The sequence below is a fragment of the Aquabacterium sp. J223 genome, from assembly GCF_024666615.1.
In the GTDB taxonomy this organism is placed as follows: domain Bacteria; phylum Pseudomonadota; class Gammaproteobacteria; order Burkholderiales; family Burkholderiaceae_C; genus J223.
In genome coordinates this window covers 867,428-893,780 of sequence record NZ_CP088297.1, presented here as the reverse complement: position 1 = coordinate 893,780, position 26,353 = coordinate 867,428, and the positions used below count along the sequence as shown (strand labels likewise).

Below are 26,353 nucleotides of genomic sequence, written 5' to 3'. Positions count from 1 at the left end.
TGCCCCTCGTGTGTGTCATCGTGCTCGCCCCTGCTGCTCCTGCAATTGCAGGGTCGTCATGCGTTCGATCCATTCGCCGGCGGCGTCCTGCACGATCTCGCGCAGCGCCACCTCGGTCTCGGTGATGCGGGTGACGCGGCCGTAGTTCTGGCCCATGTAGTCGCCCACCTTCACCTGGTAGAGCAGGTTGTCCACCCGCAGCAGCGCCTGGGGCCGTCCTTCTTTGGCGACGCTGCCCACCATGGTCATGCTGTCCAGCGGGAAGGCCTCCAGCGGTTCGCGCCGGCGGTTCATCTCGCCGGCGAGCAGCGAGCTGGGCTGACGCGCTTCCTGCTTGATGGCCACCGTCAGCTTCTGCGCGCTGAACGGTTCGACCCCTTCGGCCGTCGCATAGGGCTCCGGCGTGAACTTCTTCGGCGGCACCAGTGGCGGAACGTTCGGCTTGACCTCGCGGCGCTGCTGCTCCATCCACTGCTGCAGTTCGTCCTCGTCCGCGCTGCAGCCGGCCAGACCGGCGACCAGCAGGGCGGCGGACAGCACCGCCACACGACGCCGCGCGCTCATTTCTTCGCTCCCTTGGCCGCGGCCGCCGACTTGCGCTGCGCCGCCTGCTCCGCCTCGTCGAGGTAGCGGTAGGTGCGGGCGGTGGCGTCCATGCTCAGCATGCCGTTGGCGTCCTTCGCCGTCGCCGGCTGCACGCTGAGGTTGTGCAGCGTCACGATGCGCGAGAGGTTGGCCACGTCGGCGGCGAAGGCGCCGACGTCGTGGTAGCGGCCCGACACGCGGATGGCGATCGGCAGCTCGGCGTAGTAGTCCTTCACCGCCACCTGGCCCGGCCGGAACAGCTCGAACTGCAGGCCGCGGCCGAGGCCCGCCTGGTTGATGTCCGACAGCAGCGCGTCCATCTCGGCCTTGCCGGGCAGCTGCTTCTCAAGCTGGGTCACGTACTCCTGAACCTGCTGCTTCTGCTTGACCAATTCGGCCAGGTTGACGGCCTGCACCAGCTTGCTGCGGTAGTCGGTCTTCAGCGCGGGCTCGCGGTTGCGCTCGGCCTCCAGTTCGTCGGCGGTGGCCGAGACGAGGCCGAACCAGCCGGCGATCACCGCCACCAACGCCACCGCCGAGAAGGCGGCCAGCTTGGGCAGCAGCGGCCACTGGCCGGGCTCGTTCATGTTGAGGCCGCGGAACTGGCCCTGCGCGTCCTCGAACCATCGGGTCAGCTCGAAGCTGCGGGGTGTCTTGCTGGAGGTCGCCATGGCGCCGTCTTCCCGTCAGGACTTGCGCGCCGCCGGGGCGGACGCGGCGGCGGCCGCCGCGGCGGCGCCGGGGCGCTTCAGCGTCAGGCGCATGGAAAAGTCGAACAGCCGGCGCTGGTCGCGGCCGGCGGTCGTCACGTTGGCGGCCTTGATCTCCACCAGCTCGGGCCGCTCCAGCCAGGGCGAGTTGTAGAGCGCGTTGCGCAGGAACTCGCTGACGCGCTCGTTGGTCTGCGCGACGCCGGTCACCGACACCACCTGCTCGCTCTGCTTGATGGAGGTGAGGTAGACGCCCTCCGGCGTCTGCCGCACCAGCTCGTTGAGCAGGTAGACGGGGATGTTGCGGTCGGTCTGCAGGTCCTCCACCGCCTTCTGGCGCGCCTTCAGCGCCTCGATCTCGGACTTGAGGTTGGCGACTTCCTTGATCTGCGTGTCGAGCTTGGCGATCTCGGCCGTCAAGAAGGTGTTGCGCTGCTGCTGGCCGTCGATCAGCTGCTGCAGCACCGTGTACCAGACGCCGGTGATGGCGGCGCCGGCCAGCACCGAGATGCCGATGCCGGTGTAGAAGGCCGCCTTGCGGCGCTTGCGCCGCTCTTCGCGGTGCGGCAGCAGGTTGATGAGGATCACTGCACGAATCTCCGCATCGCCAGGCCGCAGGCGGTCAGGTAGGAGGCCGCCTCTCGGCGCAGCTTGGACTCGCGCACGCTGCGGCCCAGCTTCATGTTGTCGAACGGATTGACCACCATCGACGCGAAGCCGGTCAGCTCGGTCACCCGGTCCTTCAGGCCGGGCAGGGTCGCGGTGCCGCCGGCCAGCATCACGTAGTGCACCTTGTGGTGCGGCGTGCTGGTGAAGAAGTACTGCAGCGCGCGGCCGATCTCCTGCGACAGGCTGTCCACGAACGGCTCCAGGATGCCGCCCTCGTAGTCCTCGGGCAGGTCGCCGGCCAGCTTCTTGTGCTCGGCCTCCTCGTACGAGAAGCCGTACTGGCGCGAGATCAGGTGCGTGAGCTGCGACCCGCCGAAGGCCTGGTCGCGGTCGTACAGCATCTCGTCGTCGCGCAGCACCTTGAGGCTGGTGGTGTCGGCGCCGATCTCGAAGAGCGCGACCAGTGCGTCCTTGCCCGCGTTGGGCAGCGCGCCGATGACGCGGCCCATCGCCAGCCGGGACGCATGCGATTCGATGTCGAGGATGACCGGCTTCAGGCCGGCCGCTTCGGCCAGGCCCTGCCGGTCCTGCACGCGGTCCTTGCGCGACGCGGCGATCAGCACCTCGACGTCGCCGGCCGAGCTGGCACTGGGACCGATGACGCTGAAGTCCAGGCTCACCTCGTCGAGCGAGAAGGGGATGTACTGGTTGGCCTCGGACTCGACCTGCAGCTCCATCTCGTCCTCGCGCAGGCCGGCGGGCAGCATGATCTTCTTGGTGATGACGGCCGACTGGGGCATCGCCATCGCCACGTTCTTCGTCCTGGTCCCGCACTTCTGCACCAGCCGCCGCACGGCGTCGGCCACCTCGTCGAACTTCTCGATCTGGCCGTCGGTGATCCAGCCCTGTTCAAAGGGTTCGGAGGCGAAACGCTCCAGAACCACCTCGCCGCCCGCCGTCTGGTCCAGTTCGACCAGCTTGACGCTCGACGAGCTGATGTCCAGACCGATCATCGGCGGGTGCTTGCGACCCAGCAATGTGTCCAGAAAGCTCAAGCGGCGCCCCTCCAGGCAGTCGTGCAAAACGTCGCACAACTGTTAATAAGTTACTTCAATGCTAGCAGTAAAGCCTTTGTGGAACCACGAAAAATGCCCGGTGTTGTGGGCGCCTTACCTCGTGAAACCAGGCCGCTGCAGACCCGTTTTCGGCCGCCGCTGGACGGGTCTCAAGGCGTCTTTCGCGTCAGATTGAAACCGGCGCCGACGGGCCGTCGCGACAGGACCCGGTTTCTATAATCGACGGCCGTCACCCCCGCACAGCGCCCTTGACCAAGACACCTCCCGCCCCCGCAGGCGGCCGCCCCTGGCTCCGCCGCCTGCTGCGCTGGGGCGGCATGGTGCTGGGGCTGGCCGCCGCGGCGACGTTCGCGGGCGCGGCCCTCCTGGCGGTGGCGCTGGCGGTGGCCTACCCCAACCTGCCGGAGGTCAGCGGCCTCACCGACTACCGGCCCAAGCTGCCGATGCGGCTCTACTCCGCCGACAACGTGCTGCTGGGCGAATACGGCGAGGAGCGGCGCAACTTCGTGCCCATCGGGCAGATCCCGAAGGTGATGCAGGACGCGGTGCTGGCCATCGAGGACGCCCGCTTCTACGAGCACGCCGGCGTCGATTACCTCGGGGTCCTGCGCGCCGGCCTGGCGAACTTCGGCGAGGTCCGCAGCCAGGGTGCGTCCACCATCACCATGCAGGTGGCGCGCAACTTCTACCTCTCCACCGAGAAGACCTTCACCCGCAAGATCTACGAGATCCTGCTCGCGCTCAAGATCGAGACGCTGATGAGCAAGGAGCAGATCCTTGAGGTCTACATGAACCAGATCTACCTGGGGCAGCGGGCCTACGGCTTCGCCGCCGCCAGCGAGACCTACTTCGGCAAGCCGCTGGCGCAGCTGACCGTCGCCGAGGCCGCGATGCTGGCCGGGCTGCCCAAGGCCCCTTCGGCCTACAACCCGGTCGTCAACCCCCGACGCGCCACCGTCCGCCAGCGCTACATCGTCGACCGCATGCTGGACAACGGCTTCATCACGGCGGAGCAGCACGAGCAGGCGCTGAACCAGACGCTGCGCTACCGGCCCCCGCAGACCACCGTGGTGCACGCCGAGTACGTGGCCGAGACCGCGCGCCAGCTGGTGTTCAGCCAGTACGGCGACGAGGCCTACACCCGCGGCCTCAACGTCTACCTCACCGTCAATGCCGAGGAACAGGCCACCGCCTACCGGGCGCTGCGCCGCGGCCTGCTCGACTACGAGCGGCGCCAGGTCTACCGCGGGCCGGAGGCCTACGTCGAGCTGCCGGGCGACCCCAAGCAGCTGGACACGCGCATCGCCGAGGCCCTGGTCGACCACCCCGACAACGACGAGCTGAAGGCGGCCGTGGTGCTGGAGGCCTCGCCGAAGAAGGTGGTGGCGGTGCTGCAGTCGGGCGAGTCGGTGACCGTCACCGGCGACGGCCTGCGGCCGGTGGCGTCGGGCCTGTCGGAGAAGGCCGGCCCGAAGGTACAGATCCGCCGCGGCGCGGTGGTGCGCGTGGTCAAGGGACCGAAGGACGCCTGGACGCTGACGCAGGTGCCCGAGGTCGAAGGCGCCTTCGTCGCGCTGGACCCGCGCACCGGCGCCATCCGTGCGCTGGTCGGCGGCTTCGACTACAGCAAGAGCAAGTTCAACCACGTGACGCAGGCCTGGCGGCAGCCCGGCTCCAGCTTCAAGCCCTTCATCTACTCGGCGGCGCTGGAGCGGGGCTACACGCCGTCGACCGTGGTCAACGACGCGCCGCTGTTCTTCGACGCCGGCTCCACCGGCAGCCAGCCCTGGGAGCCGAAGAACTACGACGGCACCTTCGAAGGTCCGATGACGCTGCGCCGGGCGCTGGCCAAGTCGAAGAACATGGTGTCCATCCGGGTGCTGCAGGGGGTGGGCCCGCAGAACGCGCAGACCTTCCTCACCCGCTTCGGCCTGGAGCCGGAAAAACACCCGGCGTACCTGACGATGGCGCTGGGCGCCGGCTCGGTCACGCCGATGCAGATGGCCACCGCCTACGGCGTCTTCGCCAACGGTGGCCACCGGGTGGCGCCGATGCTGATCACCAAGCTCACCGACACCAAGGGCCGGTTGCTGCACGAAGCCAAGCCGCTGCCGCTGGACGAGGAGAACCGCACGCTGGACGCGCGCAATGCCTTCGTCATGAGCAGCCTGCTGCAGGAGGTGACGCGCAGCGGCACCGCGGCCAAGGCGCAGGCCACGCTGAAGCGGCCGGACCTGTACGGCAAGACCGGCACCACCAACGATTCGATGGACGCCTGGTTCGCCGGCTACCAACCCAACCTGGTGGCGGTGGTGTGGATCGGCTACGACACGCCGCGCAAGCTGGGCGACCGCGAGACCGGCGGCGGGCTGGCCCTGCCGGTGTGGATCGAGTACATGCAGCAGGCGCTGCGCAACGCGCCGGTGCAGGAACTGCAGCCGCCCGAGGGCGTGGTCAACCTCAACGGCGAGTGGTACTTCGAGGAATACGCGCCCGGCCGCGGCGTGGCCAGCGTGGGCGTGGAACCCACCCCGGCCGCGCCCGCCGCGTCACCGGAAGAGGAGCGGAACAGCATCCTCGACCTCTTCCGCCGCTGACCGAAACTCAAGTCGGGCTGAACCGCAGCGGCTGACCCGCCTGGGCGCTGGCCTGCTCCGACAGCAGCTCGAAGAACTCGCGCCCCGTGCGCTCGCGCCAGACGCCGTCGGCATGACGGAAGTGGTAGCCGCCGCCGCGCGTGGCCAGCCAGAGCTCGTGCAGGGGCGGCTGGGTGTTGACCACGATCTTGCTGCCGCCGGGCAGGCTGAGCTCCAGCAGGCCGCCGGTGCGGCGGGTGTCGATGTCCACCACGTCGTCCTGCAGCCAGCGGTCGGCCTGCGCCTCGACGCGGGCCAGGATGGCGTCGGTGAGGCGGTGGTACTCGGCGTCGGTGAGCGGGGCGGTGGTGGGATCGGTCATGGCGGGTCGAAACTAGAATGGCCGCCCATGCAACAGCACAGCGGCCGAACCAGTTTAGCCAGCGGCGCCCGCCCTTCCGGGCGTCGGGGCGTCGGCCTCATCGCTGCGGCGGCGGCCCTGGTGCTGGCCGGCTGCGGCCAGAAGGGCCCGCTGGAGCTGCCGCTGCCGGCAAGGCCGGCCCCCGCCACGGCCGACGTCCCACCGCCCCCGGTGCTGCAGCCCTCGACGCCCGCCTCGGCGCCCTCGTCCCGCCGCTGACCACCACCCCATGACCCTTCCCGGCGCGCCCTTCGTCGGCTGGCGCGGCGATGCGCTCCACCTCGAGGACTGCGACCTGCAGGCCCTGGCCCGTGAGCACGGCACGCCGCTCTACGCCTATTCGCGCAGCGCGATGCGCAGCGCCCTGGCGGCGTACGAGCAGGCGCTGGCCGGCCGGCCGCACCTGGTCTGTTATGCGATGAAGGCGAACTCCAGCCTGGCGGTGCTGCAGACCTTCGCGCAGGCCGGCGCCGGCTTCGACATCGTGTCCGGCGGCGAACTGGCGCGCGTGCTGGCCGTGGGCGTCGAGGGCTCGCGCATCGTCTTCTCCGGCGTCGGCAAGACCCGCGCGGAGATGCGCCGGGCGTTGCAGGCCGGCGTGCGCTGCTTCAACATCGAGAGCGAACCCGAGCTTCGTGTGTTGGCCGAAGTGGCGCGGGACCTGGGCGTGCGGGCCCCGGTGAGCCTGCGCGTGAACCCCGACGTCGACGCCGGCACGCATCCCTACATCTCCACCGGCCTGCGCGACAACAAGTTCGGCATCGCGCACGAGCGGGCGCTGGCGGTCTACCGCGAGGCGGCCTCGCTGCCGTCGCTGCAGGTGGTCGGCATCGACTGCCACATCGGCTCGCAGATCACCGAGACCAGCCCCTACCTGGACGCGCTCGACCGCGTGCTGGACCTGGTCGAGGCGCTGGCCCGCGACGGCATCGCCCTGCAACACCTCGATGTCGGCGGCGGCCTCGGCATCACCTACCGCGACGAGCAGCCGCCGGCCGCCGGCGACCTCGTGCGCCAGGTGCTGCAGCGGCTGGACGCGCGTGGCCACGGCGCGCTGGAGCTGCTGCTCGAGCCGGGCCGCTCGCTGGTCGGCAACGCCGGCGTGCTGCTCACCGAGGTGCTGTACCTCAAGCCCGGCGCCGAGGCGGGCACGGCCGGGCAGGGCAAGAACTTCTGCATCGTCGACGCCGCGATGAACGACCTGATGCGCCCGGCGATGTACGAGGCCTGGATGGGCATCGTGCCCTGCCGACGCCGCCACGAGCCGGCGGCCACCTGGGACGTCGTCGGCCCGGTGTGCGAATCGGGCGACTGGCTGGGCCGCGACCGCGAGCTGGCGGTGCAGCCCGGCGACGTGCTGGCGGTGCTGTCCGCCGGCGCCTACGGCATGACCATGGCGAGCAACTACAACACGCGCGGCCGGGCGGCCGAGGTGATGGTCGAAGGCGACCGCCAGTGGCTGATCCGCGAGCGGGAAGACGTGAAGTCGCTGTTCGCCGGGGAGCGGCTCATCGACTGAATCGGACAGGCCTCTCCACCTGCGTGGAGAAGCCTGCCTACGAAGGCCTGGTCTCTCTGCGGTCCTGGCTGAGCCGGCGGGGATCGGGCACCGCCTCGATCAGGGCGCGCGTGTAGGCGTGCTGCGGCCGCTCGAACACCGCCTCGGCGGTGCCCGCCTCCACCAGCCGGCCGCGCAGCATCACGCCCACCTGGTCGCTGACCTGCCGCACCACCGCCAGGTTGTGCGAGATGAAGACCAGGGTCAGCCGGTGCTCCTGCTGCAGCTCGCGCAGCAGCGCCAGCACCTGGGCCTGCACCGACACGTCGAGCGCCGAGGTGGGCTCGTCGCAGACCAGCAGCGCCGGCGCGGTGATCAGCGCCCGGGCGATGGCGATGCGCTGGCGCTGGCCGCCGGAGAACTCGTGCGGCCACCGATGGCGGTCCTCGGCCGCCAGGCCCACCCGCTGCAGCAGCGCCACCACGCGGGCCTCGCGCTCGTCGGCCGGCAGCGCCGGCTGCAGTTCCAGCAGCGGCTCGCCGACCAGCGCGCCCACCCGCCAACGCGGGTTGAGGCTGGCCATCGGGTCCTGGAAGACCATCTGCAGGCGCCCCCGCAGCGCCGGGTTGGGCCGACGTCCCAGGTGCAGCGGCTGGCCGTTCACCTGCACCTGCCCGGCGTCGGGCCGCTCCAGGCCGACCAGCAGCCGGGCCAAGGTGCTCTTGCCGCTGCCGGATTCACCGACCACGCCCAGCGTGCGGCCGGCGGCCAGCCGCAGGTCCACCTTGTCGACCGCCTGCAGCCACTGGCGCCGGAACCGGCCCCGCAGCCAGCGCTCCAGCCAGGGGCCGGACAGCTCGTAGCGGCGCACCAGGCCGTCGGCCTGCAGCAGCGGCGCGTCGTTCGCCGGCGTGGTCACGGCGCCGCGCCCCCGCCCTCGTGAAGCCAGCACGCCGCATGCGCCCCACCGGCCGCGAGCAGCGGCGGCACCTGCTGCACGCAGCGCTCGAAACGGTGGGGACAGCGCGGATGGAAGGCGCAGCCCGGCGGCCGGTCGCCAGGCGCCGGCATGCGACCGGGGATGGCGGTCACCGGCCCACCCTGCAAGGTCGGGATCGCGGCCATCAGCGCGGCGGTGTACGGATGGGCTGGCAGGCCGACCACCGACGCCACCGGACCGGTCTCGACGACGCGGCCGGCGTACAGCACCGCGACGCGGTCGCACATCTGGGCGATGACGCCCATGTCGTGGCTGACCAGCAGCAGCGCCACGCCCTGCTGTCGGCACAGCCCCTGCAGCAGCGCGAGCACCTGCGCCTGCACCGAGACGTCGAGCGCCGTGGTGGGCTCGTCGGCGATCAGCAGCCGCGGCCGCCCGGCCAGCGCCAGCGCGATGACCACCCGCTGCCGCATGCCGCCGGAGAACTGGTGCGGGTACTGGCCGAAGCGCGCGGCCGGCTCGGACAGGCCGACCGACGACAGCAGCGCCAGCGCCTCCTCGCGCGCGGCGTCCGCGCCCAGCCGGTGGTGCACCCGCAGCGTCTCGACCAGCTGCGCGCCGATCGACTGCAGCGGGTTCAGCGCGGCCAGCGGGTCCTGGAAGATGGCGCCGATGTGGCGCCCGCGCAGGCGTGCCCAGTCCTTCGGCGGCAGCCCGTCCAGGCGCCGGCCGTCGAAGCGGATCTCGCCGGCGGCCTGCCGCACCCCGTTCGGCAGCAGCCCCAGCACCGCCTGGCCGGTCAGCGACTTGCCGGCGCCCGATTCCCCCACCAGGCCGAGCACTTCGCCGGCCCGAAGCACCAGGTCCACGTCCTGCAGCAGCGGGCGCCTTCGAGGGCCGTCGACCGCCTCCAGGTGCAGGCCCCGCACCTGCAGCAGCGGCTCGGCGCGGCTCATGGTGCCCGCCCCAGCCGCGGATCGAAGGCGTCGCGCAGCGCATCGCCGATCAGGTTGATGCTGACCGCCACCAGCAGCAGGGCGGCCCCCGGCACCGCGAAGATCCACCATTCGCCGGAGAACAAAAAGTCGTTGCCGTTGCGGATCAGCGTGCCGAGCGACGGCGCCGTGGGCGGCACGCCCACGCCGAGGAAGGACAGCGTGGCCTCCAACACGATGGCCGACCCCACCTGCAGCGTGCCCAGCACCAGCACCGGCTGCAGCACGTTGGGCAGCACGTGCCGGCGCAGCAGACGCACCGGCCGCAGCCCCAGCAGGCGGGCGGCACTCACGTAGTCCTTGCCGCGCTCGATGCGGGTCGCGGCGCGCACCGTGCGCGCGTAGGGCACCCAGCCGGTGAGCGCGATGGCCAGCACCAGCACCGCCAGCGCCAGCGCGGTCGGCGCCTCGGGCCACAGCGCGCGCGCCACCCCGTCGACCAGCAGCGCCACCAGCAGCGACGGGAACGACAGCGCGACGTCGCACAGCCGCATCAGGACGGCGTCGACCACGCCGCCCGCCCAGCCGGCCCACAGGCCGACCGCGATGCCGACCAGCAGCGACAGCAGCACCGCGGTCACCGCGACCGCCAGCGAGACCTGCAGCCCGAACAGCACCGCCGACAGCAGGTCGCGTCCCTGGTCGTCGCTGCCCAGCGGGTAGGCGGCCAGGCCGTCGGCCATCCAGGCCGGCGGCCGGCGGGCGTCCATCAGGTTGAGCGAGGCCAGTTCGGACGGGTCCTGCGGTGCCAGCCAGGGCGCGAAGAGCGCGCCGACCACCGCGCACAGCAGCAGCGCGGCCGCCAGCGTCGGCAGCACGCCCCAACGGCGGCGCCACCCGTCGATGCGCGCGGCCAACGGGAGCGGCGATGCGGAGACCGCGGCCGGGTCGCTCACGCCGTGGTCCCGCGCCAGCCCAGCCGCGGGTCGACCGCCGCATAGAGCAGGTCGACCACCAGGTTGATGGCGACGAACACCGCCCCGATCAGGCAGAGGTAGGCCGCCATCACCGGGATGTCGGAGAACTGAACCGCCTGGATGAACAGCAGGCCCAGCCCGGGCCACTGGAACACCGTCTCGGTGACGATGGAGAAGGCGATCAGCGAGCCCAGCTGCAGACCGACCACGGTGATCACCGGCACCAGGGTGTTGGGCAGCGCATGGCGCAGCAGGATGCGGCCCTCCGGCAGGCCGCGGGCGCGGGCAAAGCGGATGTGGTCGCGCTGCAGCACCTCCAGCATTTCCGCGCGCACCAGGCGCAGCACCAGGGCGAGCTGGAACACCGCCAGCGTCACCGCCGGCAGCAGCAGGTGGCGCCAGCCGTCGGCACTCAGCAGGCCGGTGGTCCAGCCGCCGAGTGCGACCACCTCGCCGCGGCCGAAGCTGGGCAGCCAGGGCAGCAGCACCGCGAACAGCAGGATCAGCACGATGCCGATGAGGAAGGTGGGCACCGACACGCCGAGCAGCGACAGCGCCATCACCGCCTCGGCCAGCGGCCGGCCGCGCCGCACCGCGGCGTAGGCGCCGAGCGGAATGCCCAGCAGCAGGGCCAGCACGGCGGCCAGGCCGGCGAGCTCCAGCGTGGCCGGCAGGCGTTCGGCCAGCAGCGTGGCCACCGGCCGTCCCTGGCGCAGGCTGATGCCGAAATCGCCCTGCAGCGCCTGGCCGACGAAGCGGGCGAACTGCACCGGCACGGGCTGGTCCAGTCCCAGCTCCGCGCGCAGCGCCTGCCGCTGCTGCGGCGTGGCCTCGGTGCCCAGCACCTGCAGCACCGGGTCGCCGACGAACTGGAACAGCAGGAAGGCGCCGAAGGCCACCACGAGCAGGACCGCCGCACCCTGCAGCAGGCGGCGGATCAGGAAGGCGAGCATCGGCAGGGTCGATGCAAAGCGCGGGCCGAGGCCGTCGACGGCCTCACGGCAACAACTCGACCTCGCCGTACCAGGCCTCCGCGCTGGTGCCGGTGTTGTCGCTGTCGGTCATCAGGGCGATGCCGATCAGGGGGCCGGGCTCTTCGTCGAAGGCCGCGCGGAAGTCGGCGGCGATGTCGCGTTCATGGCGCTGCCAGCGGCCGAGCCGGGCCCGGCCGCTCTCGACGACGATCTTGCGGATGCGGTCCGAGCGGCCGCTGCGCACCACGCTGCCCACCGGCAATTGCTCCGACCAGACGTACATCATGGTGGCGTAGGGCGGCTCCTCCCCCGCTCACGGCCTCGGCCAGTTCGAACAGCATGCGGTTGCGCGCGGACAGGCGCGAGCGGTCGCCGTCGAAGGCCAGCACCAGGTTGACCGGCGAGTCGGAGCGGTCGACGTCGCGCAGGTCGGCGCCCGGCACCAGACGGTCCACCAGCCATTCGAAGCGCACGCGGCCGAGCGCCTGCGGTGGCACCCTCAGCCGCTTGCGCCACATGCTGGCCGACGCCTGCGACCGGGCCCGCACCACCGAGCGGCCGTCCAGCGACAGCGGCTCGTAGACCGTCGGCCGCTTGCCGGGCAGCGGATAGTGCTTCCACTGCTCGGGCTGCGGCAACGCCACGGCGGCCGGCCGCTTCGGCATCGGAGCGCAGCCGGCCGCGCCGATCGACGCCGCCGCCGCGAGCCAGCGGCGCCGCGCGAGGGAAATGGGGTTTGCGCTCATCCAACAAAAAGGGCTGCCCGAAGGCAGCCCTGCAACCTGCATCGAAGGCCCGCGGGACGCGGGCTTCCGATCAGAAGACGTGCTTGACGCCGGCTTCGACGCCGGTGGTGCGGGTCAGGTTCTGGGTCTTCGCGGTGCCAACGTCGGCGTGGACGCTGGTGCGCTTGCTCAGGAAGTACTCGTAGCCGAGACCGAACTTGGTGGTGTTGTTGTTGCCACCGTCCGGGTTCTTGCGGGCCGCGACCGCCTTCAGGCGACCACCACCCAGGGGCGCGGTGGCGCCGACCAGGTACGACGTCGTGTCGACGGTGCCGACGGTCGTGCGGGAGTAGGCGACCACCGGGCGGACGAAGCCCAGGTCATAGGCGACGAACGAGTTCCAGTAACGCTGGGTCGCCACCGTGTCGGTGTCGTTGTAGCCAACGCCGGCAGACAGAGGGCCGCCGCTGTACATCACGTTCGCACCGACGTTGCGACGGTTGCTGATCTCGGCAGCGCTGCCTTCGCCGGCCGCGACCTGGACTTCAGCCGTGAAGCCGCTCAGGTTCGGCGTCCGGTAGCCGACCGCGTTGGGCGAGCGGGTGACATCCGTGCCGCCGGTGGCGCCACGGGTGAACAGGTTGGCACCCGCCACGTTGTAGTCGTAGCCCCAGGGATCCGACGCCAGGCCGATGTAGAAGGCCGGCACGTACTGACGGCCGAGGCGCACTTCACCGAAGTTGCCGCTCAGACCCACCCACGATTGACCTTGCCAGAAGGTCGTCGAGGATTCGAGGGTGCCGTCATCCGGACGGAAGCGATGCTCGATGACGAAGTTCGCCTTCAAGCCGCCGCCGAGGTCTTCGGTGCCACGGAAGCCAAGACGGTTGCTGGTGGACGGCTTCACGGAGTAGCCGTCACGGATACCGATGGTGCCGGCCGGGCCGCCGTTGAGCACGCTCGTGCCGCCGTTGAGCTTGGACACGCCGACATCGATGATGCCGTAGATGGTGACCGACGACTGGGCCGAGGCGGCGCCGGCGAACGCGCCGAGCGCGGCGAGGGCGATCAGGGATTTTTTCATTGCACTATCTCTCCAGGTTGGAACAACAGAGGTCCCGAACGGCACGCCCTTGGCAGGGTGGTCGGGCCGACCTCCTTTGCGGAAGCTGGCCCTATTCCAACAGAGCACTGAACGGCTTGGAAAGCGCCGAGGCCGTTTGGGCCCTCGGTTTGTTGCCTCCCCACAACGGTGCCTAGGGTTCACCCTGGGTCACCGCTGCACCATATTGCACCGCCGACTATCCTCAATCGAATGCCTACCACCCTGAGCGACCACCTCCTGAGCCAGCTCGACGCCGCCCTCCGGGCAGTCTCCGGCGGCACGCGGGCCGTTCGGCCGACGCCGTCGGCCGAGGTGTCGGACCTGCCGCTTGCACCGGGGGCGCGGCGCGAATCCGGCACCCTGATGCGCGTCAACCACGTCGGCGAGGTCTGCGCGCAGGCGCTGTACCAGGCTCAGGCGCTCACCACCCGCTCGCCCGCCCTGCGCGAGCAACTGCTGGCGGCGGCGCGCGACGAGCAGGACCACCTGGCGTGGACCGAGCAGCGCCTGGCCGAGCTGGGCAGCCGGCCCAGCCTGCTGAACCCGCTGTGGTACGCCGGCGCCTTCGCCATCGGGGCGGTGGCGGGCCGGCTCGGCGACCGGGTGAGCCTGGGCTTCGTGGTGGAAACCGAGCGCCAGGTCGAGGCCCACCTGGACGGACACTTGGCACGACTGCCCGCGGAAGACATGCGCTCGCGGGCCATCGTCGAGCAGATGAAGCGCGACGAAGCCGGACACGGCCAGGCGGCGCGGGCCGGCGGCGGGGTCGACCTTCCAGCCCCCGTGCGCTGGGCGATGCGGGCCGCCGCGAAGGTGATGACGGCGACCGCGCACCGGATCTGACCGGCGCCCGGATGTCCGGGGCCCGGGCATCCGGGCGGGTCGAAGGGCTCAGCCTTCCGGGGACGGGACGGTCAGGGCAGTTCGACCACCTCGTGGGTGGTCACGATCTCGGCCGTCTTGGCGAGCATGATGGTCGCCGAGCAGTACTTGTCGTGTGACAGCTGGATCGCGCGGGCCACGGCGTCGGCGGGCAGCTTGCGGCCGGTGACGGTGAAATGCAGCGCGATGCGGGTGAAGACCTTCGGGTCGCTCGGCGCCCGCTCCGCGTGCAGGCGCACGCTGCAGCCGGTCACGTCGTGGCGTCCACGCTTCAGGATGAGCACCACGTCATAGGCGGTGCAGCCGCCCGCGCCGGCCAGCAGTGTCTCCATCGGCCGCGCGGCCAGGTTGCGACCGCCCCCGTCGGGGGCGCCGTCCATGGTGATGAGGTGCCCGCTGCCCGTTTCGGCGACGAAGCCCATGCCGGTGGCCGGCACCCAGTTGACCGTGCAGTCCATCTGCGTCCTTCTTCACGAGGGGAATCACGGGATTGTGCCGATGGCCCAACAGCGCCGCCCGTGGTGCGACAGGGATATTGCAGCGCAGCATGACGACGCCTACAATCACCTCAACGCATCAGGCTGACCTGGCCCACTGCCAGGCGCCCCGGGAAGCCAGTTCCCCGACCGGTTGTCTCCTCCACCCCCCAAAGGTGGTTTGAGCCCGGGACCTCACGGTCCCGGGCTTTTTTCTGTCCCGCTTTCGTATCATCCGCGGCCCTGCTCGAGACCCCATGCCCCGCGCCGCCGACCGCCCCTCGTCCCGCCCCGCCGCCGCCGCGCGCCGCCGCACCGGTACCGCGTCCCAGGACTACCTGCGCCGCATCCTCACGGCCAAGGTCTACGACGTGGCGATCGAAACGCCGCTGCAGCGGGCGCCGTCGCTGTCGCAGCGGCTGGGCAACGAGGTGCTGCTCAAGCGCGAGGACGAGCAGCCGGTGTTCAGCTTCAAGCTGCGCGGCGCCTACAACAAGATGGCGCACCTGCCGCGGGAGGCGCTCAAGCGCGGCGTGATCTGCGCCTCGGCGGGCAACCATGCGCAGGGGGTGGCGCTGTCGGCGGCGCGGCTCGGCTGCAAGGCGGTCATCGTGATGCCGGTGACGACGCCGCAGGTCAAGGTCGACGCGGTGCGGCAGCTCGGCGGCCAGGTCGTGCTCGAAGGCGAAAGTTATTCCGACGCCTACCTCCACGCCAAGCAGCTGGAGGCGGCCAAGGGCCTGACCTTCGTCCATCCGTTCGACGACCCGGACGTGATCGCCGGTCAGGGCACGATCGCGATGGAGATCCTGCGCCAGCACCCGGGCCGGCTCGACGCCGTGTTCGTGGCCATCGGCGGCGGCGGGTTGATCTCCGGCGTGGCGGCCTACCTCAAGGCGGTGCGGCCGGAGGTGCAGGTGATCGGCGTGCAGACCACCGACTCCGACGCCATGGTGCGCTCGGTGCGCGCCGGGCGCCGCGTGCAGCTCCACGATGTCGGCCTGTTCTCCGACGGCACCGCCGTCAAGCTGGTCGGCGAGGAGACCTTCCGCATGACGCGCGAGCTGGTCGACGACTTCGTCGTCGTCGACACCGACGCCGTCTGCGCCGCCATCAAGGATGTGTTCCAGGACACCCGGCGCATCGTCGAGCCGGCCGGCGCGCTGGGCGTGGCCGCGGTCAAGCAGTGGGTGCAGGAGAAGAAGGCCAAGGGGCAGACCTTCGTCGCCATCACCTGCGGCGCCAACATGAACTTCGACCGCCTGCGCTTCGTCGCCGAGCGGGCCGAGTTCGGCGAGCAGCGGGAGGCGCTGTTCGCCGTCTCCATCCCGGAAGAGCGGGGCAGCTTCCGACGCTTCTGCGAGGCCGTCGGCCCGCGCAGCGTGACCGAGTTCAACTACCGCATCGCCGACCCCAAGGTGGCGCATGTGTTCGTCGGCATCGCCATCGGCGAGCGGGCCGAGGCCGACAAGCTCGAACGCACCTTCACGCGCCAGGGCTTCGCCACCGTCAACCTGACGGACAACGAGATGGCCAAGGAGCATGTGCGCCACATGGTCGGCGGCCGCTCGCCGCTGGCCGTGGACGAGCAGCTCTTCCGCTTCGTCTTCCCCGAGCGTCCGGGGGCCCTGATGCGATTCCTGAGCGCGATGCACCCGGACTGGAACATCAGCCTCTTCCACTACCGCAACCAGGGCGCCGACTACGGCCGCATCCTGGTCGGGCTGCAGGTGCCCAAGGCCGACCGCCGCGGCCTCAAGCGCTTCCTCGACGGGCTGGGCTACCCCTTCGTCGAGGAGACGGACAACCCGGTGTACCGCGGGTTCCTGCGCTAGCGAGACGCCGGTCTTGTCGCCGCCGGTGCCGGGCACCGACAATCCGGCCGCCACCACGTCCGGCACCGGCCGGCCCCGATGACCACCTCCCCGCACTCGCTGATTTCGCCGACCGCCAACCCGGTGCTGGAGCGGGCCTTGCGCGACAAGCTGCGCCGGCGCAGCCAGGCCGCCGGCAGCCTGGGTGAACTGGAGCCCCTTGCCATCCGGCTCGGGCTGATGCAGAACACGCTGAAGCCGCGACTGCACGAACCGCAGATCGTCGTCTTCGCCGCCGACCACGGCCTGGTGGTCGACGGCATCGTGCCGCCGGAACAGCCGCCGACGCACGAGACGGTGCGCCGGCTGCTCGCCGGCCGGCTCCCCCTGCCGGTGTTCGCCCGGCTGCAGCACATGCGGCTGACGGTGGTGGACGCCGGCATGGCCGACGCCGTCGCCCTGCCGCACGAACACCTGCTGGTGCGCAAGATCGCCCACGGCACTCGCAACTGCCGCGTGGGCGCGGCGATGAACCTCGACCAGGCGCACGCCGCCCTGCGCGCCGGCATGGAGATCGGCGACGCGCTGGACGGCAACGCGGTGGCGTGCGCCGGGCTGGGCGTCGGCGCCTCGGAATCGGCGGCGCTGGTGCTGTCGCGGCTGTGCGATCGGCCGCTGCGCGAGCTGCTGCTGCGCTCGCCCGACATGCCGGCCGAGGAACTCGACCACCTGCTGCTCGTCGGGCAGGCCGCGCAGGCGCGCCACCGGGAGGTGCAGGACGCGATCGAGGTGCTGGCCAGCTTCGGCGGTTTCGAGATCGCCATGATCACCGGCCTCATGCTGGTGGCCGCCAGCAAGCGGCACCTCGTCCTGGTCGATGGCCTGCCGGCGCTGGCGGCGCTGGCCGTCGCCTGCCGCGTCGCGCCGCCGGTGATCGACTACTGCGTCTTCAGCCGCAGCCACGGCCGGCCGTCGCTCGACCATGCGCTGCAGTGCCTGCACGCCAGCGCGCTGCTGGAAGTCGGCCTGGACAGCGTCGACGGCACCGGCGCGCCGCTGGCCTGGCCGCTGGTGCGCGGCGCCGCGGCGCTGCTGACCGAGGTGGCGGAGGGTGAAGAGGCGGGGCCGTCGCGGCCCGGCGTGAGCGCCTCGCTGATGCCGACGCTGTCCGACGAGTTGCCGACCGTGGGCGTGCCGACGGTCGCTTGACCACCGGCCGAGGCCGTCAGCGAACCGCTTCGGGACGCGGCGGCGGCACCAGGATCGGTTGCCCCGCGCCGGGCGGCAGCGAGCCGATCGGCGACGGCGGCACGGACGGCGGCACCGACGGCACCCCCGAGGCCAGGCCGGACGCGCCCGGCAGGCTGCCGGTGGCCGGCGGCGGCAGCGGCGGCAGTTCGAGCTGCACCTGGGCCTGGCCCTCGCGCGGACCCAGCGCCGCGCTGCGGGCGGCCACCGTCTGCAGCACCATGTCGCCATCGACCACCGCGCCGATGCGGTAGGCGCGCGCCGGCTTGTTGTCCACGGCGATCAGCGCCACGGCGACAGACGTCGCCGAGCCGCGCGGCGCGACGACGCCGACCAGCTTGAAGCGGCTGGACGCGGGCGAGGCGGCCGGCGCATCGGGGGTCGCGGCCACCGGCAGGGCCTCTTCGCCCAGCACCCGCGACAGCGGCCCGCGCTGGGCCACGGTGGACGGGGCCACGCTGGCGTGCGCCGGCACCGACGGGCCGCCGCCGGCCAGGCGGGCGAGCCAGAACATCGCCCCGGCTCCGACGACCGCCCACACCAGAAACGCCAGCCAACGTGCCGCCATGATGCGGCGATTATCATGGACGGCATGCCGGGCAAAGGCCGGATGTGGCGGCCTTCGGCGCGTCATATGCCGCTGCCCGCCGCCCGCGCCGGCGCCACACTGTCGGCCCGGCCTGCGCCTCGCGCCTTCCTCTCCTGCAGCCGATGGGGCCACCCGCCCGCCATGCGATGACGTTTTCCCGTGCTTTCCTTCTGTCGCCCCGGCGGCTCGGCCGCGGCTTCACGCTGATCGAGCTGATGGTCGTGGTGGTCATCATCGGCGTGCTGGCCGCGCTGATCGTGCCCAACGTGCTCGACCGGGCCGACGACGCCCGCGTCACCGCCGCCCGCACCGACGTCAACAACCTGATGCAGGCGCTCAAGCTGTACCGGCTGGACAACCAGCGTTACCCCAGCGGCGAGCAGGGCCTGCAGTCGCTGGTGCAGCGGCCGACCGCCGGGCCGGTGCCCGCGAACTGGAAGCCGTACCTGGAGAAGCTGCCCAACGACCCCTGGGGCCGGCCCTACCAGTACCTGAACCCGGGCGTGCGCGGCGACATCGATGTGTTCAGCTTCGGCGCCGACGGGCAGGCCGGTGGCGAGGGCAAGAACGCGGACATCGGCTCCTGGCAGTGACGCCCCGCGCCGCAGGGCGCGCGGCTTCACGCTGGTCGAGCTGATCGTCGTCGTCGCCTTGATCGCCATCGCCGTCGGCGTGGCGTCCCTGGCCTTGCGCGATCCGGTGGCCGGCCGCCTCGAACGCGAGGCGATGCGCCTGGCGGCGCTGCTGGAATCCGCCCGCACCGAGGCGCGGTCCGCCGGCCTGGTCGTGCGCTGGCGGCCGGTGCCGGCCGACGACCGCGGCACGCCGGCCGGCTTCCGCTTCGAAGGCCTGCCGCCGCAGCTGAAGCTGCCCCAGCGCTGGCTGGCGTCCGAGGTCCGCGCCGAGGTGATCGGCCGCCCGGTGCTGCTGCTCGGCCCAGAGGCGATGATCCCGGCGCAGCGCGTGCTGCTGCGGCTCGGCGCCGAGCAGCTGCTGCTGGGCACCGACGGGCTGGCACCCTTCGCCGTGGTGCCGGAGACCGCGCCGTGACGCCGCACCATCGCCAGCAGGGCTTCACGCTCGTCGAGGTGTTGGTGGCGCTGGCCATCGTCGCCATCGCCCTCGGCGCCGGCATCAAGGCGGCCGGCGCGCTGACCGACAACGCCGAACGCCTGGCCGACATCACCGGCGCGCAGTGGTGCGCAGACAACCAGCTGACCGGCCTGAAGCTGCTGCGCGGCCAGATGCCGGGCGTCGGCGACAGCGACTTCGCCTGCGAGCAGCTGGGCCGCACCTACCGCGGCCGGCTCATCGTGCGGCCCACGCTCAACCCGAACTTCCGCCGCGTCGACACGCAGATGAGCGACGCCGAGGGCCGGGTGCTGCTGACGCTGTCCACCGTGATCGGGCGCAACCAGTGACCGCGCCGGCACGGCACCGCGCCCGCGGCTTCACCCTCGTCGAGGTGCTGGTGGCGCTGATGGTCATGGCGGTGATGGCGGCGATGGCGCAACGGGGCGTGCAGGCGCTGCAGACGGCCAACCGCGCCGGCCAGGACCGCATGGAGCGCAGCCTGCGCCTGGCCACCGTGCTGACCCAGTTCGAGCAGGACCTGGCGGCGCTGTACGACGCGGAGGCGGAGCGGGCCCCACCCGCGGTGGCCTTCGACGGCGCCACGCTGCGCCTGCTGCGGCGGACCGCGGACGGTGCGCAGCTGGTGGCCTGGAGCTTCAAGGGCGGCCGCTTCCTGCGCTGGGCCGGGCAGCCGCTGCTGAGCTTGGGCCAGCTCGACCAGGCCTGGCAGCGCAGCCAGCTGCTGGACGGCAGCGAACGCGAGCAGGTGGTCGCGCTCGACGGGGTGCAGGCCGTGCAGGTCTACTTCTGGTGGGGCAGCGCCTGGAGCAACGCACAGTCCACCGGCAACCTGGCGGTGGCCGGTGGCAGCGTGCAGGCGCCGCCACCGCCGGCCTCGGGGGCGTCCGCGCCGCGCCCGCCGACCACCCGCCAGGGCGTTCCCCGCGGCGTGCGGCTGGTGCTGACGCTGGCCGGCGGCGGGCAGGTCACCCGCGACGTGCTGATGGGGCCGCAGCCGTGAGGCGCACCGCTTCCCGGTGGCCGGCACCGACGGCCCAGCGCGGCGCCGCGCTGCTGGTCGCCATGGTCGTGCTCACGCTGGTCACCACGCTGGCGTCGGCGATGGTCTGGCAGCAGTGGCGCGGCGTGCAGGTCGAGGCTGCCGAGCGTGCCCGCACGCAGGCCGCCTGGATGCTGATCGGCGCCGCCGACTGGGGCCGGCTGCTGCTCAGCGAGGACGGCAAGACCTCCAGCGTGGTCGATGAACTCGGCGAGACCTGGGCCACGCCGCTGGCCGAGGCGCGGCTGTCCAGCTTCCTCGCCACCGACGGCAACGCCGCCGGGGACGGGCCGGAGGCCTTCCTGTCCGGCCGCATCGTCGACCTGCAGTCGCGCTACAACCTGCGACGGCTGGCGCGGCCGGGTGCCTTCGAGGAAGAGCGCCGGGTGCTGCGCCGGCTGTGCGGGATGGCGGGACTGTCCGCCGCCGATGCCGACCAGTTGGCGCAGCGGCTGGCGCAGGCCTGGGACCTGCAGGCCACCGACGGGCCGCTGCGCCCGCGCTCGGTGGACCAGCTGGCCTGGTTCGGCGTGCCGCCGGCCGCCCTCGCCCGGCTGTCACAATGGACGACGGTCCTGCCTCGCGACGACACCGCCGTCAACGTCAACACCGCCTCTCGTGAGGTGCTGCTCGCGGTGGTCGAGAACCTGGACCCGGCCACGGCCGACCGCCTCATCGCCAGCCGACCCCACAAGGCGTTGCCCGCGCTGCCGCCGACGGCGCAGGTGGGCGCCGGTCAGCTCTCCGTCAACACCAGCTTCTTCGAGATCCTCGCCCAGCTGCGGCTGGACGACCGGGTGCTGCGCCAACGCACCGTGATCCAGCGCAGCGGCAGCACCGTCACCGCGTTGTCGCGCGAACCGCTGCCGCTGGAGGCCGAGGTCGACGTGCCCGGCTGGACACCCCGCTGACGCCCGCGCGCCGCGCCGAAGAAGCTGCAACAACACGGTTTAAGTCGTTGATTTGCCTGCATTCAAGATTGCCGCTGTCAGACAAAGTCGATAGCCTCGGTTGTTCATGTCCACCCTCGTCGTCCTCCTTCCGCCACGCGGCCGCCTGAGCGCCGCCGAGGCGCCCGCGTCCGCGCCGGCGCGCGAGCTGGTCTACGCCCTCAGCCAGGACGGCCTGCTCGTGCACAGCAGCGGCCGCTGCGCGCCGTCGCTGCTGCCGCGGGCCGACACCGTCGTCGCCGTGCTGGCCGACGCCGACGTCGCCTGGCACCGGGTCACCGTGCCGAAGGCGCCGGCCGGCCGGCTGCGCGCGGCCCTCGGCGGCCTGCTTGAGGACGGGCTGCTCGACGAGCCCGAGCAGGTCCACCTCGCCCTCGCCCCGGACGCCGACGCCGGCAGCAGCGCCTGGGTGGCGGTGGTCAACCGGCCCTGGCTGGCCGGCGAACTGGCCGCCCTGGAACGCAACGACCGGGTGGTCGACCGCGTGGTGCCGATGTCCTGGCCGGACGAACTGGCGCAGGGCCACTTCGAGGCCCTCGACGAGGGCGCCACGCCGGACAGCGTGCACCTGCGGCTGGTCTGGTCCGACGCCAACGGCGTCGTGCCCATGCGCCTGCAGGGCACGCTGGCCCGCGCGCTGCTGTCGCCCGAGGTGACGCAGGCCGCCCGCTTCACCGCGGCGCCGGCGGTGGCCGCCCAGGCCGAACGTTGGCTGGGCCTGCCGGTGTCGGTGATGAGCCCGGAAGAGCGCGGCCTGCAGGCCACCCGCTCGCTGTGGAACCTGCGCCAGTTCGACCTCGCGGTGCGCCACCGCGGCGTGCGCGCGCTGCGCACCGCCTGGCAGCGCTGGCGCACGCCGGCCTGGCGTCCGGTGCGCTGGGGCCTGGCCAGCCTGGTCGTGCTGCAGCTGGTGGGCCTCAACGCCTACGCCTGGCACCAGCGCGGCGAGGTGGCGCAGCGCCGGGCCGCCATGGCCGACCTGCTGAAGCAGGCGCATCCGCAGGTGCCGGTGGTGGTCGACGCCGCCGTGCAGATGCGCCGGGAGACCGAACTGCTGCGCGCCGCCGCCGGGCGCAGCGGCGAAGACGACCTGGAGGCCCTGCTGCAGGCCGCCGCCGCCGCGTGGCCCCCCGGCAAGGGACCCACGGACGCCCTGCGCTTCGAGCCCGGCCGGCTGACGCTGGGCGTGGCCGGCTGGTCCGACGCCGAGGTGCAGCAGTTCGCCAGCCAACTGGCGGCGGCCGGCTGGCGGCTCGACCGCTCCGCCGAGCAGCGCGTGACGCTGCAGCGCCCCCAGCCGCGAAGGTTGCGTTGTGAGCAGCAGGTTCCCCCCGTCCACGTTCTCCGCGCCGCGCCGTCCGGTGCTGCCGCCGGCGCTGGCCGCGCGCCAGGCGCAATGGCAGGCGCGCTGGCGCCTGCTCGCGCCGCGTGAGCGCCGCCTGCTGACGATCGCGACCACCGTCATCGGCCTGCTGTTGCTGTGGAGCCTGTTCGTGCAACCGGCCTGGCGCACCGCGCAGGCCGCGCCGCTGGAGCTGGCCCGCCTGGACACCGAACTGCTGCAGATGCAGCGCTTGGCCGCCGAGGCGCGCGAGCTGCGCAACACGCCGCCGCTGCCGCCCGGCCAGGCGGTCGGCGCGCTGCAGGCAGCCACCGCACGGCTGGGCGAGAAGGGTCGGCTGCAGGTGCAGGGCGACCGCGCGGTGCTCAGCGTCAACGGGGCCGGACCCGGCCCGCTGCGCGACTGGCTGGCCGAGGCGCGCAGCGCCCGCGCGCGCGGCCGGTGGACGTGCAGCTCAGCCGCGGCCCGAACGGCTTCTCCGGGACCCTGACCGTCGCGATGTCGGAGGGCGGGCGGTGAAGGCCGGCTGGCTGGTCTCGCGGCTGCCGGTGCGCCGCCGCACCGTCGCGCCGCAACGCGCGGGGGCGCGCAGCGCCTTCGCCGAATCCACGCTGATGGAGCTGGCCTGGCAGAAGACGCGCAAGGCGGCCTTCCACGCCGGCCGCTGGGGGCTGATCGTCGGCCTGCTGGTCGGGCTGCTCGCGTTCGCCCCGGCAAGCTGGCTGGCCGCGGCGGTCAACCGGGCGACGGAAGGCCGGCTGCTGCTGACCGAGGTGCGCGGCAGCGTCTGGTCGGGCAGCGCCCTGCTGGTGCTGACCGGTGGTGCCGACAGCCGCGACGCCACCGCCCTGCCCGACCGCCTGCACTGGCGGCTGGGCACCGAGGGGCTGGCGCTGGCGCTGCGGCTGACGCAGGCCTGCTGCCTCAACGGCGAGCCGCAGCTGCTGCTCAGGCCGGGCTTCGGCCGCCTGCAGTGGACCCTGGTGCCGCCGCCGGCCTCCCGCGAGGCGGGCTGGGTGGTGCAGGTGCCGGCGTCGCTGCTGTCGGGGCTGGGCACGCCGTGGAACACGCTGCAGCTGAACGGCCTGGTGCGGCTGTCCTCGCCCGGCCTGGTGGTGGAGACGGTGGAAGGCCGCTGGCGCGTCGACGGCCGCGCCGACCTGCTGCTCATCGACGTCGGCTCCCGCGTCTCCACGCTCGAACGGCTGGGCAGCTACCGCCTGACCGTGCAGGGCGAGAACGAAGGCGGCGCGGCCGTCTCGCTGACGACGCTGGAAGGCGCGCTGCAACTGCAGGGCGACGGCCGCATCACCGCCGGGCGGCTGCGTTTCCGCGGCGACGCGCGGGCCGCCCCGGGCCAGGAAGCGGCCTTGAACAACCTGCTGAACATCATCGGCCGGCGCCAGGGCGCGCTGTCCCTCATTTCGATCGGATGACCGCATGACCCAGCGCCCGAAGCAACCGCCGGCCGGCCGCCGACACCGATTCACCGCGGCCGCGCTGGCCGCCGCGCTCACCCTCGCCGCCGTGCCGCCGGTGCTGGCCCAGGGGTCCGCGCCGCGTGGCCGCGTGGCGCCGGCCACGCCGTCGGTCACGCTCAACTTCGTCAACGCCGAGATCGACTCGGTGTCGCGCGCCATGGCCGCGATGATGGAGCGGCCGATCGTCGTCGACCCCCGCGTCAAGGGCCAGATCACGCTCTACAGCGAGCAGCCGCTGACCGTGCGCGAGGCCTACCTCAACTACCTGTCGGCGCTGCGCGGCCTGGGCTTCGCGGTGGTGGAGAACAGCGGCCTGCTCAAGGTGGTGCCGGAGGCCGACGCCAAGCTGCAGGCCGGCACGGTGACGGTGGGGCCGACGACGCCGATGCGCGGCGACCAGATCGTCACGCAGGTGTTCCGACTCAACTACGAGAACGCCAACAACCTGGTCACCGTGCTGCGGCCGCTGATCAGCCCGAACAACACCATCAACGCCAACCCCGGCAACAACTCGCTGGTCATCACCGACTACGCCGACAACGTGCAGCGGCTGGCGCGCATCGTCGCCGCGCTGGACGTGCCCGCGGGCACCGACGTCGACGTGGTGCCGCTCAAGCACGCGGTGGCCGCCGACATGGCGGCCCTGGTGCAGCGGCTGGCCGACGGCGGCGCCGGCGGTGCTGCGGCCGCTGGCGCGGCGCCGACGCCCGGGACCGGCGGCGGTGCGGTGTCGGTGTTCGCCGACGCGCGCAGCAACGCGCTGATCCTGCGCGCGGCCAATCCCGCGCGCCTGGGGCAGCTGCGCGCCATCGTCGAGCGGCTGGACCAGCCGCAGGGGCCCGGCAACGCGGCGGGCAACATCTACGTCGTCTACCTGCGCAACGCCGACGCGGTGCGGCTGGCCACCGTGCTGCGCGCCGCCTTCAGCAGCTTGAACACCGGCGGCGGCGCGGCCGGCGGCGGCACCTCGCCGTTCGGCGGCGCCGGCACCGTGCCGACCACCGGCTTCGCCAGCAACGCCTCGCTGGCCGGCGGCAACGTCACCTCGCTCGGCGGCACCACCGCCGGCGGGACCGCCTCGGTGCAGAGCAGCTCGCCGGTGGCGCCGTCGGCGCAGCCGTCGGTGGGCGGCTTCGTGCAGGCCGATCCGGCGACCAATTCGCTGGTCATCACCGCGCCCGAGCCGCTGTACCGGCAGATCCGCGCGGTGATCGACCAGCTCGACTCGCGGCGCGCCCAGGTGTACGTCGAGGCGCTGATCGTCGAACTCGACGCCGGCAAGGCGGCGGAGCTCGGGCTGCAGTGGCAGCTCGGCGGCCAGTCGAACAACGGCAACACCACCGCGGCCGGCGGCACCAACTTCGGCACCGGCCTGACCAACATCTTCGGCGTCGCCGGCACGCTGCTGTCGGGCACCACCGCGGCCGCCCAGGCGGCGGCCAACGCGCCCAACGGCTTCAACTTCGGCCTGCTCAGCCGCAACGGCGGGCTGGCCGTGCTGGCCCGCGCGCTGGAGACGAACACCGGCGCCAACATCCTGTCCACGCCCAACCTGCTGACGCTGGACAACGAGGAGGCGAAGATCGTCGTCGGCCGCAACGTGCCCTTCATCACCGGCCAGTTCACCTCCACCGGCACCGGCACCACCAACCCGTTCCAGACCATCGAGCGGCGCGACGTCGGCCTGACGCTGCGCATCAAGCCGCAGATCGGCGAGAACGGCACGGTGCGCATGACGATCTACCAGGAGAACTCGCAGCTCTCCACCGAGTCGATCGTCGGCGCCACCAACGCCGGCCCCAGCACCACCAAGCGCTCGATCGAGTCGACGGTGGTGGTGGACGACGGCGAGGTCATCGTGCTGGGCGGCCTGATCGAGGACAACTACCGGACCGACCGCGCCAAGGTGCCGCTGCTGGGCGACCTGCCGGGCGTCGGCGCGCTGTTCCGCTCCGAGAGCCGCAGCCGCAACCGCACCAACCTGATGGTGTTCCTGCGGCCGGTGGTGATGCGCGACCAGGTGGCCAGCAGCGCCATCTCGCTGGACCGCTACGACATGATGCGCAACCTGCAGATCCAGGCCCAGCCCGAAGCGCGGCGCCTGCTGCCGGTCAACGAGTCGCCCGTGATGGCGCCGGCGACCAGCAACCTGCCCGGTGCCCGCAACGGCGCGCGGCCGGTGCCCGCGCCGCTGAACCCGCCACGCGGCAACGAGCCCGATGCGCAGGTGCCGTCGTCGTCGCAGGTGCCGACGACGGCCGAGCCGGTGCCGCCGCCGCTGCCGGCCTCGCGGTAACAGGAGTCCC

29 protein-coding genes are annotated in these 26,353 nt (G+C 72.3%); 15 read left to right on the top strand and 14 right to left on the bottom strand.

Features of this window, described 5'->3' with window-relative positions; translation table 11 throughout:
• Window positions 1-15 precede the first annotated feature (15 nt).
• From LRS07_RS04325 to LRS07_RS04310, 4 genes are read right to left on the bottom strand one after another with little or no spacing between them, the layout of a single operon-like run.
• Complete coding sequence (locus LRS07_RS04325) at window positions 16-564, bottom strand: pilus assembly protein PilP (RefSeq protein ID WP_260500776.1); 549 nt, start codon at window positions 562-564, stop codon at window positions 16-18.
• Window positions 561-1,256 carry a type IV pilus inner membrane component PilO gene (locus tag LRS07_RS04320; RefSeq protein WP_260500775.1) on the bottom strand — a complete coding sequence of 232 codons (696 nt, stop codon included), beginning with the start codon at window positions 1,254-1,256 and terminating at the stop codon, window positions 561-563. Before LRS07_RS04320 ends, LRS07_RS04325 begins: the two co-directional genes overlap by 4 nt.
• A gap of 15 nt (window positions 1,257-1,271) precedes the next feature.
• Entirely contained in the window at window positions 1,272-1,883 is a 612-nt protein-coding gene (locus LRS07_RS04315) for a PilN domain-containing protein (protein ID WP_260500774.1), read from the bottom strand.
• Entirely contained in the window at window positions 1,880-2,917 is a 1,038-nt protein-coding gene (locus LRS07_RS04310) for a pilus assembly protein PilM (RefSeq protein WP_409450627.1), read from the bottom strand. The genes LRS07_RS04315 and LRS07_RS04310 overlap by 4 nt, the downstream gene beginning before the upstream one ends.
• A gap of 311 nt (window positions 2,918-3,228) precedes the next feature.
• On the opposite strand from LRS07_RS04310, the gene LRS07_RS04305 reads away from it, so the two are divergent.
• On the top strand, window positions 3,229-5,577 hold the full coding sequence (locus LRS07_RS04305) for a penicillin-binding protein 1A (RefSeq protein ID WP_509909126.1): 2,349 nt from the start codon (window positions 3,229-3,231) through the stop codon (window positions 5,575-5,577).
• 7 nt (window positions 5,578-5,584) lie between these two features.
• Here the strand turns inward: LRS07_RS04305 and cyaY are convergent, their stop codons facing one another.
• Window positions 5,585-5,938: an iron donor protein CyaY gene (gene cyaY / locus LRS07_RS04300; RefSeq protein WP_260500772.1), complete on the bottom strand. Its 354-nt coding sequence runs from the start codon at window positions 5,936-5,938 to the stop codon at window positions 5,585-5,587.
• Between the two features lie 27 nt (window positions 5,939-5,965).
• On the opposite strand from cyaY, the gene lptM reads away from it, so the two are divergent.
• Both lptM and lysA read left to right on the top strand, forming a co-directional pair.
• Window positions 5,966-6,196 (top strand): LPS translocon maturation chaperone LptM, encoded by a 231-nt coding sequence (gene lptM, locus LRS07_RS04295; RefSeq protein WP_260500771.1) that lies wholly within the window; start codon window positions 5,966-5,968, stop codon window positions 6,194-6,196.
• 10 nt (window positions 6,197-6,206) lie between these two features.
• Window positions 6,207-7,496 carry a diaminopimelate decarboxylase gene (lysA, locus tag LRS07_RS04290; RefSeq protein WP_260500770.1) on the top strand — a complete coding sequence of 430 codons (1,290 nt, stop codon included), beginning with the start codon at window positions 6,207-6,209 and terminating at the stop codon, window positions 7,494-7,496.
• 37 nt (window positions 7,497-7,533) lie between these two features.
• Here lysA and LRS07_RS04285 read toward each other — a convergent pair whose 3' ends face one another.
• From LRS07_RS04285 to LRS07_RS04255, 7 genes are all read right to left on the bottom strand, one after another.
• A complete protein-coding gene (locus tag LRS07_RS04285) occupies window positions 7,534-8,394 on the bottom strand; it encodes an ATP-binding cassette domain-containing protein (RefSeq protein ID WP_260500769.1) in 861 nt (286 codons plus the stop codon).
• Complete coding sequence (locus LRS07_RS04280) at window positions 8,391-9,371, bottom strand: ABC transporter ATP-binding protein (protein WP_260500768.1); 981 nt, start codon at window positions 9,369-9,371, stop codon at window positions 8,391-8,393. Before LRS07_RS04280 ends, LRS07_RS04285 begins: the two co-directional genes overlap by 4 nt.
• Window positions 9,368-10,267: an ABC transporter permease gene (locus tag LRS07_RS04275; RefSeq protein WP_409450626.1), complete on the bottom strand. Its 900-nt coding sequence runs from the start codon at window positions 10,265-10,267 to the stop codon at window positions 9,368-9,370. Before LRS07_RS04275 ends, LRS07_RS04280 begins: the two co-directional genes overlap by 4 nt.
• Before the next feature lie 35 nt (window positions 10,268-10,302).
• Window positions 10,303-11,280, bottom strand: coding sequence for an ABC transporter permease (locus LRS07_RS04270; RefSeq protein ID WP_260500767.1), 978 nt, complete (start codon window positions 11,278-11,280; stop codon window positions 10,303-10,305).
• A gap of 43 nt (window positions 11,281-11,323) precedes the next feature.
• On the bottom strand, window positions 11,324-11,557 hold the full coding sequence (locus LRS07_RS04265) for a DUF3047 domain-containing protein (protein WP_409450595.1): 234 nt from the start codon (window positions 11,555-11,557) through the stop codon (window positions 11,324-11,326).
• Window positions 11,463-11,966, bottom strand: a complete 504-nt coding sequence (locus LRS07_RS04260; RefSeq protein ID WP_260500765.1) for a DUF3047 domain-containing protein — start codon at window positions 11,964-11,966, stop codon at window positions 11,463-11,465. Before LRS07_RS04260 ends, LRS07_RS04265 begins: the two co-directional genes overlap by 95 nt.
• A 151-nt stretch (window positions 11,967-12,117) precedes the next feature.
• A complete protein-coding gene (locus tag LRS07_RS04255) occupies window positions 12,118-13,110 on the bottom strand; it encodes a porin (RefSeq protein WP_260500764.1) in 993 nt (330 codons plus the stop codon).
• A 231-nt stretch (window positions 13,111-13,341) separates the two neighbouring features.
• On the opposite strand from LRS07_RS04255, the gene coq7 reads away from it, so the two are divergent.
• Window positions 13,342-13,974: a 2-polyprenyl-3-methyl-6-methoxy-1,4-benzoquinone monooxygenase gene (gene coq7, locus LRS07_RS04250; RefSeq protein ID WP_409450594.1), complete on the top strand. Its 633-nt coding sequence runs from the start codon at window positions 13,342-13,344 to the stop codon at window positions 13,972-13,974.
• Between the two features lie 71 nt (window positions 13,975-14,045).
• On the opposite strand, the gene LRS07_RS04245 is transcribed toward coq7, so the two are convergent.
• Window positions 14,046-14,471, bottom strand: a complete 426-nt coding sequence (locus tag LRS07_RS04245) for an OsmC family protein (RefSeq protein ID WP_260500763.1) — start codon at window positions 14,469-14,471, stop codon at window positions 14,046-14,048.
• Between the two features lie 275 nt (window positions 14,472-14,746).
• Between LRS07_RS04245 and ilvA the strand changes: the two genes are divergently transcribed.
• Together ilvA and LRS07_RS04235 are read left to right on the top strand one after the other, a co-directional pair.
• Window positions 14,747-16,324, top strand: a complete 1,578-nt coding sequence (ilvA, locus tag LRS07_RS04240; RefSeq protein WP_260500762.1) for a threonine ammonia-lyase, biosynthetic — start codon at window positions 14,747-14,749, stop codon at window positions 16,322-16,324.
• 78 nt (window positions 16,325-16,402) lie between these two features.
• A complete protein-coding gene (locus LRS07_RS04235; RefSeq protein WP_260500761.1) occupies window positions 16,403-17,512 on the top strand; it encodes a nicotinate-nucleotide--dimethylbenzimidazole phosphoribosyltransferase in 1,110 nt (369 codons plus the stop codon).
• A gap of 16 nt (window positions 17,513-17,528) precedes the next feature.
• On the opposite strand, the gene LRS07_RS04230 is transcribed toward LRS07_RS04235, so the two are convergent.
• Window positions 17,529-18,119: a type II secretion system protein N gene (locus LRS07_RS04230; RefSeq protein WP_260500760.1), complete on the bottom strand. Its 591-nt coding sequence runs from the start codon at window positions 18,117-18,119 to the stop codon at window positions 17,529-17,531.
• A gap of 167 nt (window positions 18,120-18,286) precedes the next feature.
• Between LRS07_RS04230 and gspG the strand changes: the two genes are divergently transcribed.
• The 9 genes from gspG (at window position 18,287) to gspD (ending at window position 26,343) form a co-directional block, all read left to right on the top strand.
• Window positions 18,287-18,733, top strand: coding sequence for a type II secretion system major pseudopilin GspG (gspG, locus tag LRS07_RS04225; protein WP_260500759.1), 447 nt, complete (start codon window positions 18,287-18,289; stop codon window positions 18,731-18,733).
• Window positions 18,660-19,190, top strand: coding sequence for a pilus assembly FimT family protein (locus tag LRS07_RS04220; protein ID WP_260500758.1), 531 nt, complete (start codon window positions 18,660-18,662; stop codon window positions 19,188-19,190). Before gspG ends, LRS07_RS04220 begins: the two co-directional genes overlap by 74 nt.
• Window positions 19,187-19,561, top strand: a complete 375-nt coding sequence (gspI, locus tag LRS07_RS04215; RefSeq protein WP_260500757.1) for a type II secretion system minor pseudopilin GspI — start codon at window positions 19,187-19,189, stop codon at window positions 19,559-19,561. Before LRS07_RS04220 ends, gspI begins: the two co-directional genes overlap by 4 nt.
• On the top strand, window positions 19,558-20,235 hold the full coding sequence (locus LRS07_RS04210) for a prepilin-type N-terminal cleavage/methylation domain-containing protein (protein WP_260500756.1): 678 nt from the start codon (window positions 19,558-19,560) through the stop codon (window positions 20,233-20,235). The genes gspI and LRS07_RS04210 overlap by 4 nt, the downstream gene beginning before the upstream one ends.
• On the top strand, window positions 20,232-21,185 hold the full coding sequence (gene gspK / locus LRS07_RS04205; protein ID WP_260500755.1) for a type II secretion system minor pseudopilin GspK: 954 nt from the start codon (window positions 20,232-20,234) through the stop codon (window positions 21,183-21,185). The genes LRS07_RS04210 and gspK overlap by 4 nt, the downstream gene beginning before the upstream one ends.
• Before the next feature lie 106 nt (window positions 21,186-21,291).
• Window positions 21,292-22,656, top strand: a complete 1,365-nt coding sequence (gspL, locus tag LRS07_RS04200) for a type II secretion system protein GspL (RefSeq protein ID WP_260500754.1) — start codon at window positions 21,292-21,294, stop codon at window positions 22,654-22,656.
• Window positions 22,586-23,056, top strand: coding sequence for a type II secretion system protein M (locus LRS07_RS04195; RefSeq protein WP_260500753.1), 471 nt, complete (start codon window positions 22,586-22,588; stop codon window positions 23,054-23,056). The genes gspL and LRS07_RS04195 overlap by 71 nt, the downstream gene beginning before the upstream one ends.
• 25 nt (window positions 23,057-23,081) lie before the next feature.
• Window positions 23,082-24,002, top strand: coding sequence for a type II secretion system protein N (gspN, locus tag LRS07_RS04190; RefSeq protein WP_260500752.1), 921 nt, complete (start codon window positions 23,082-23,084; stop codon window positions 24,000-24,002).
• 4 nt (window positions 24,003-24,006) lie between these two features.
• Complete coding sequence (gene gspD / locus LRS07_RS04185; protein ID WP_260500751.1) at window positions 24,007-26,343, top strand: type II secretion system secretin GspD; 2,337 nt, start codon at window positions 24,007-24,009, stop codon at window positions 26,341-26,343.
• The last annotated feature ends 10 nt before the right edge of the window (window positions 26,344-26,353 follow it).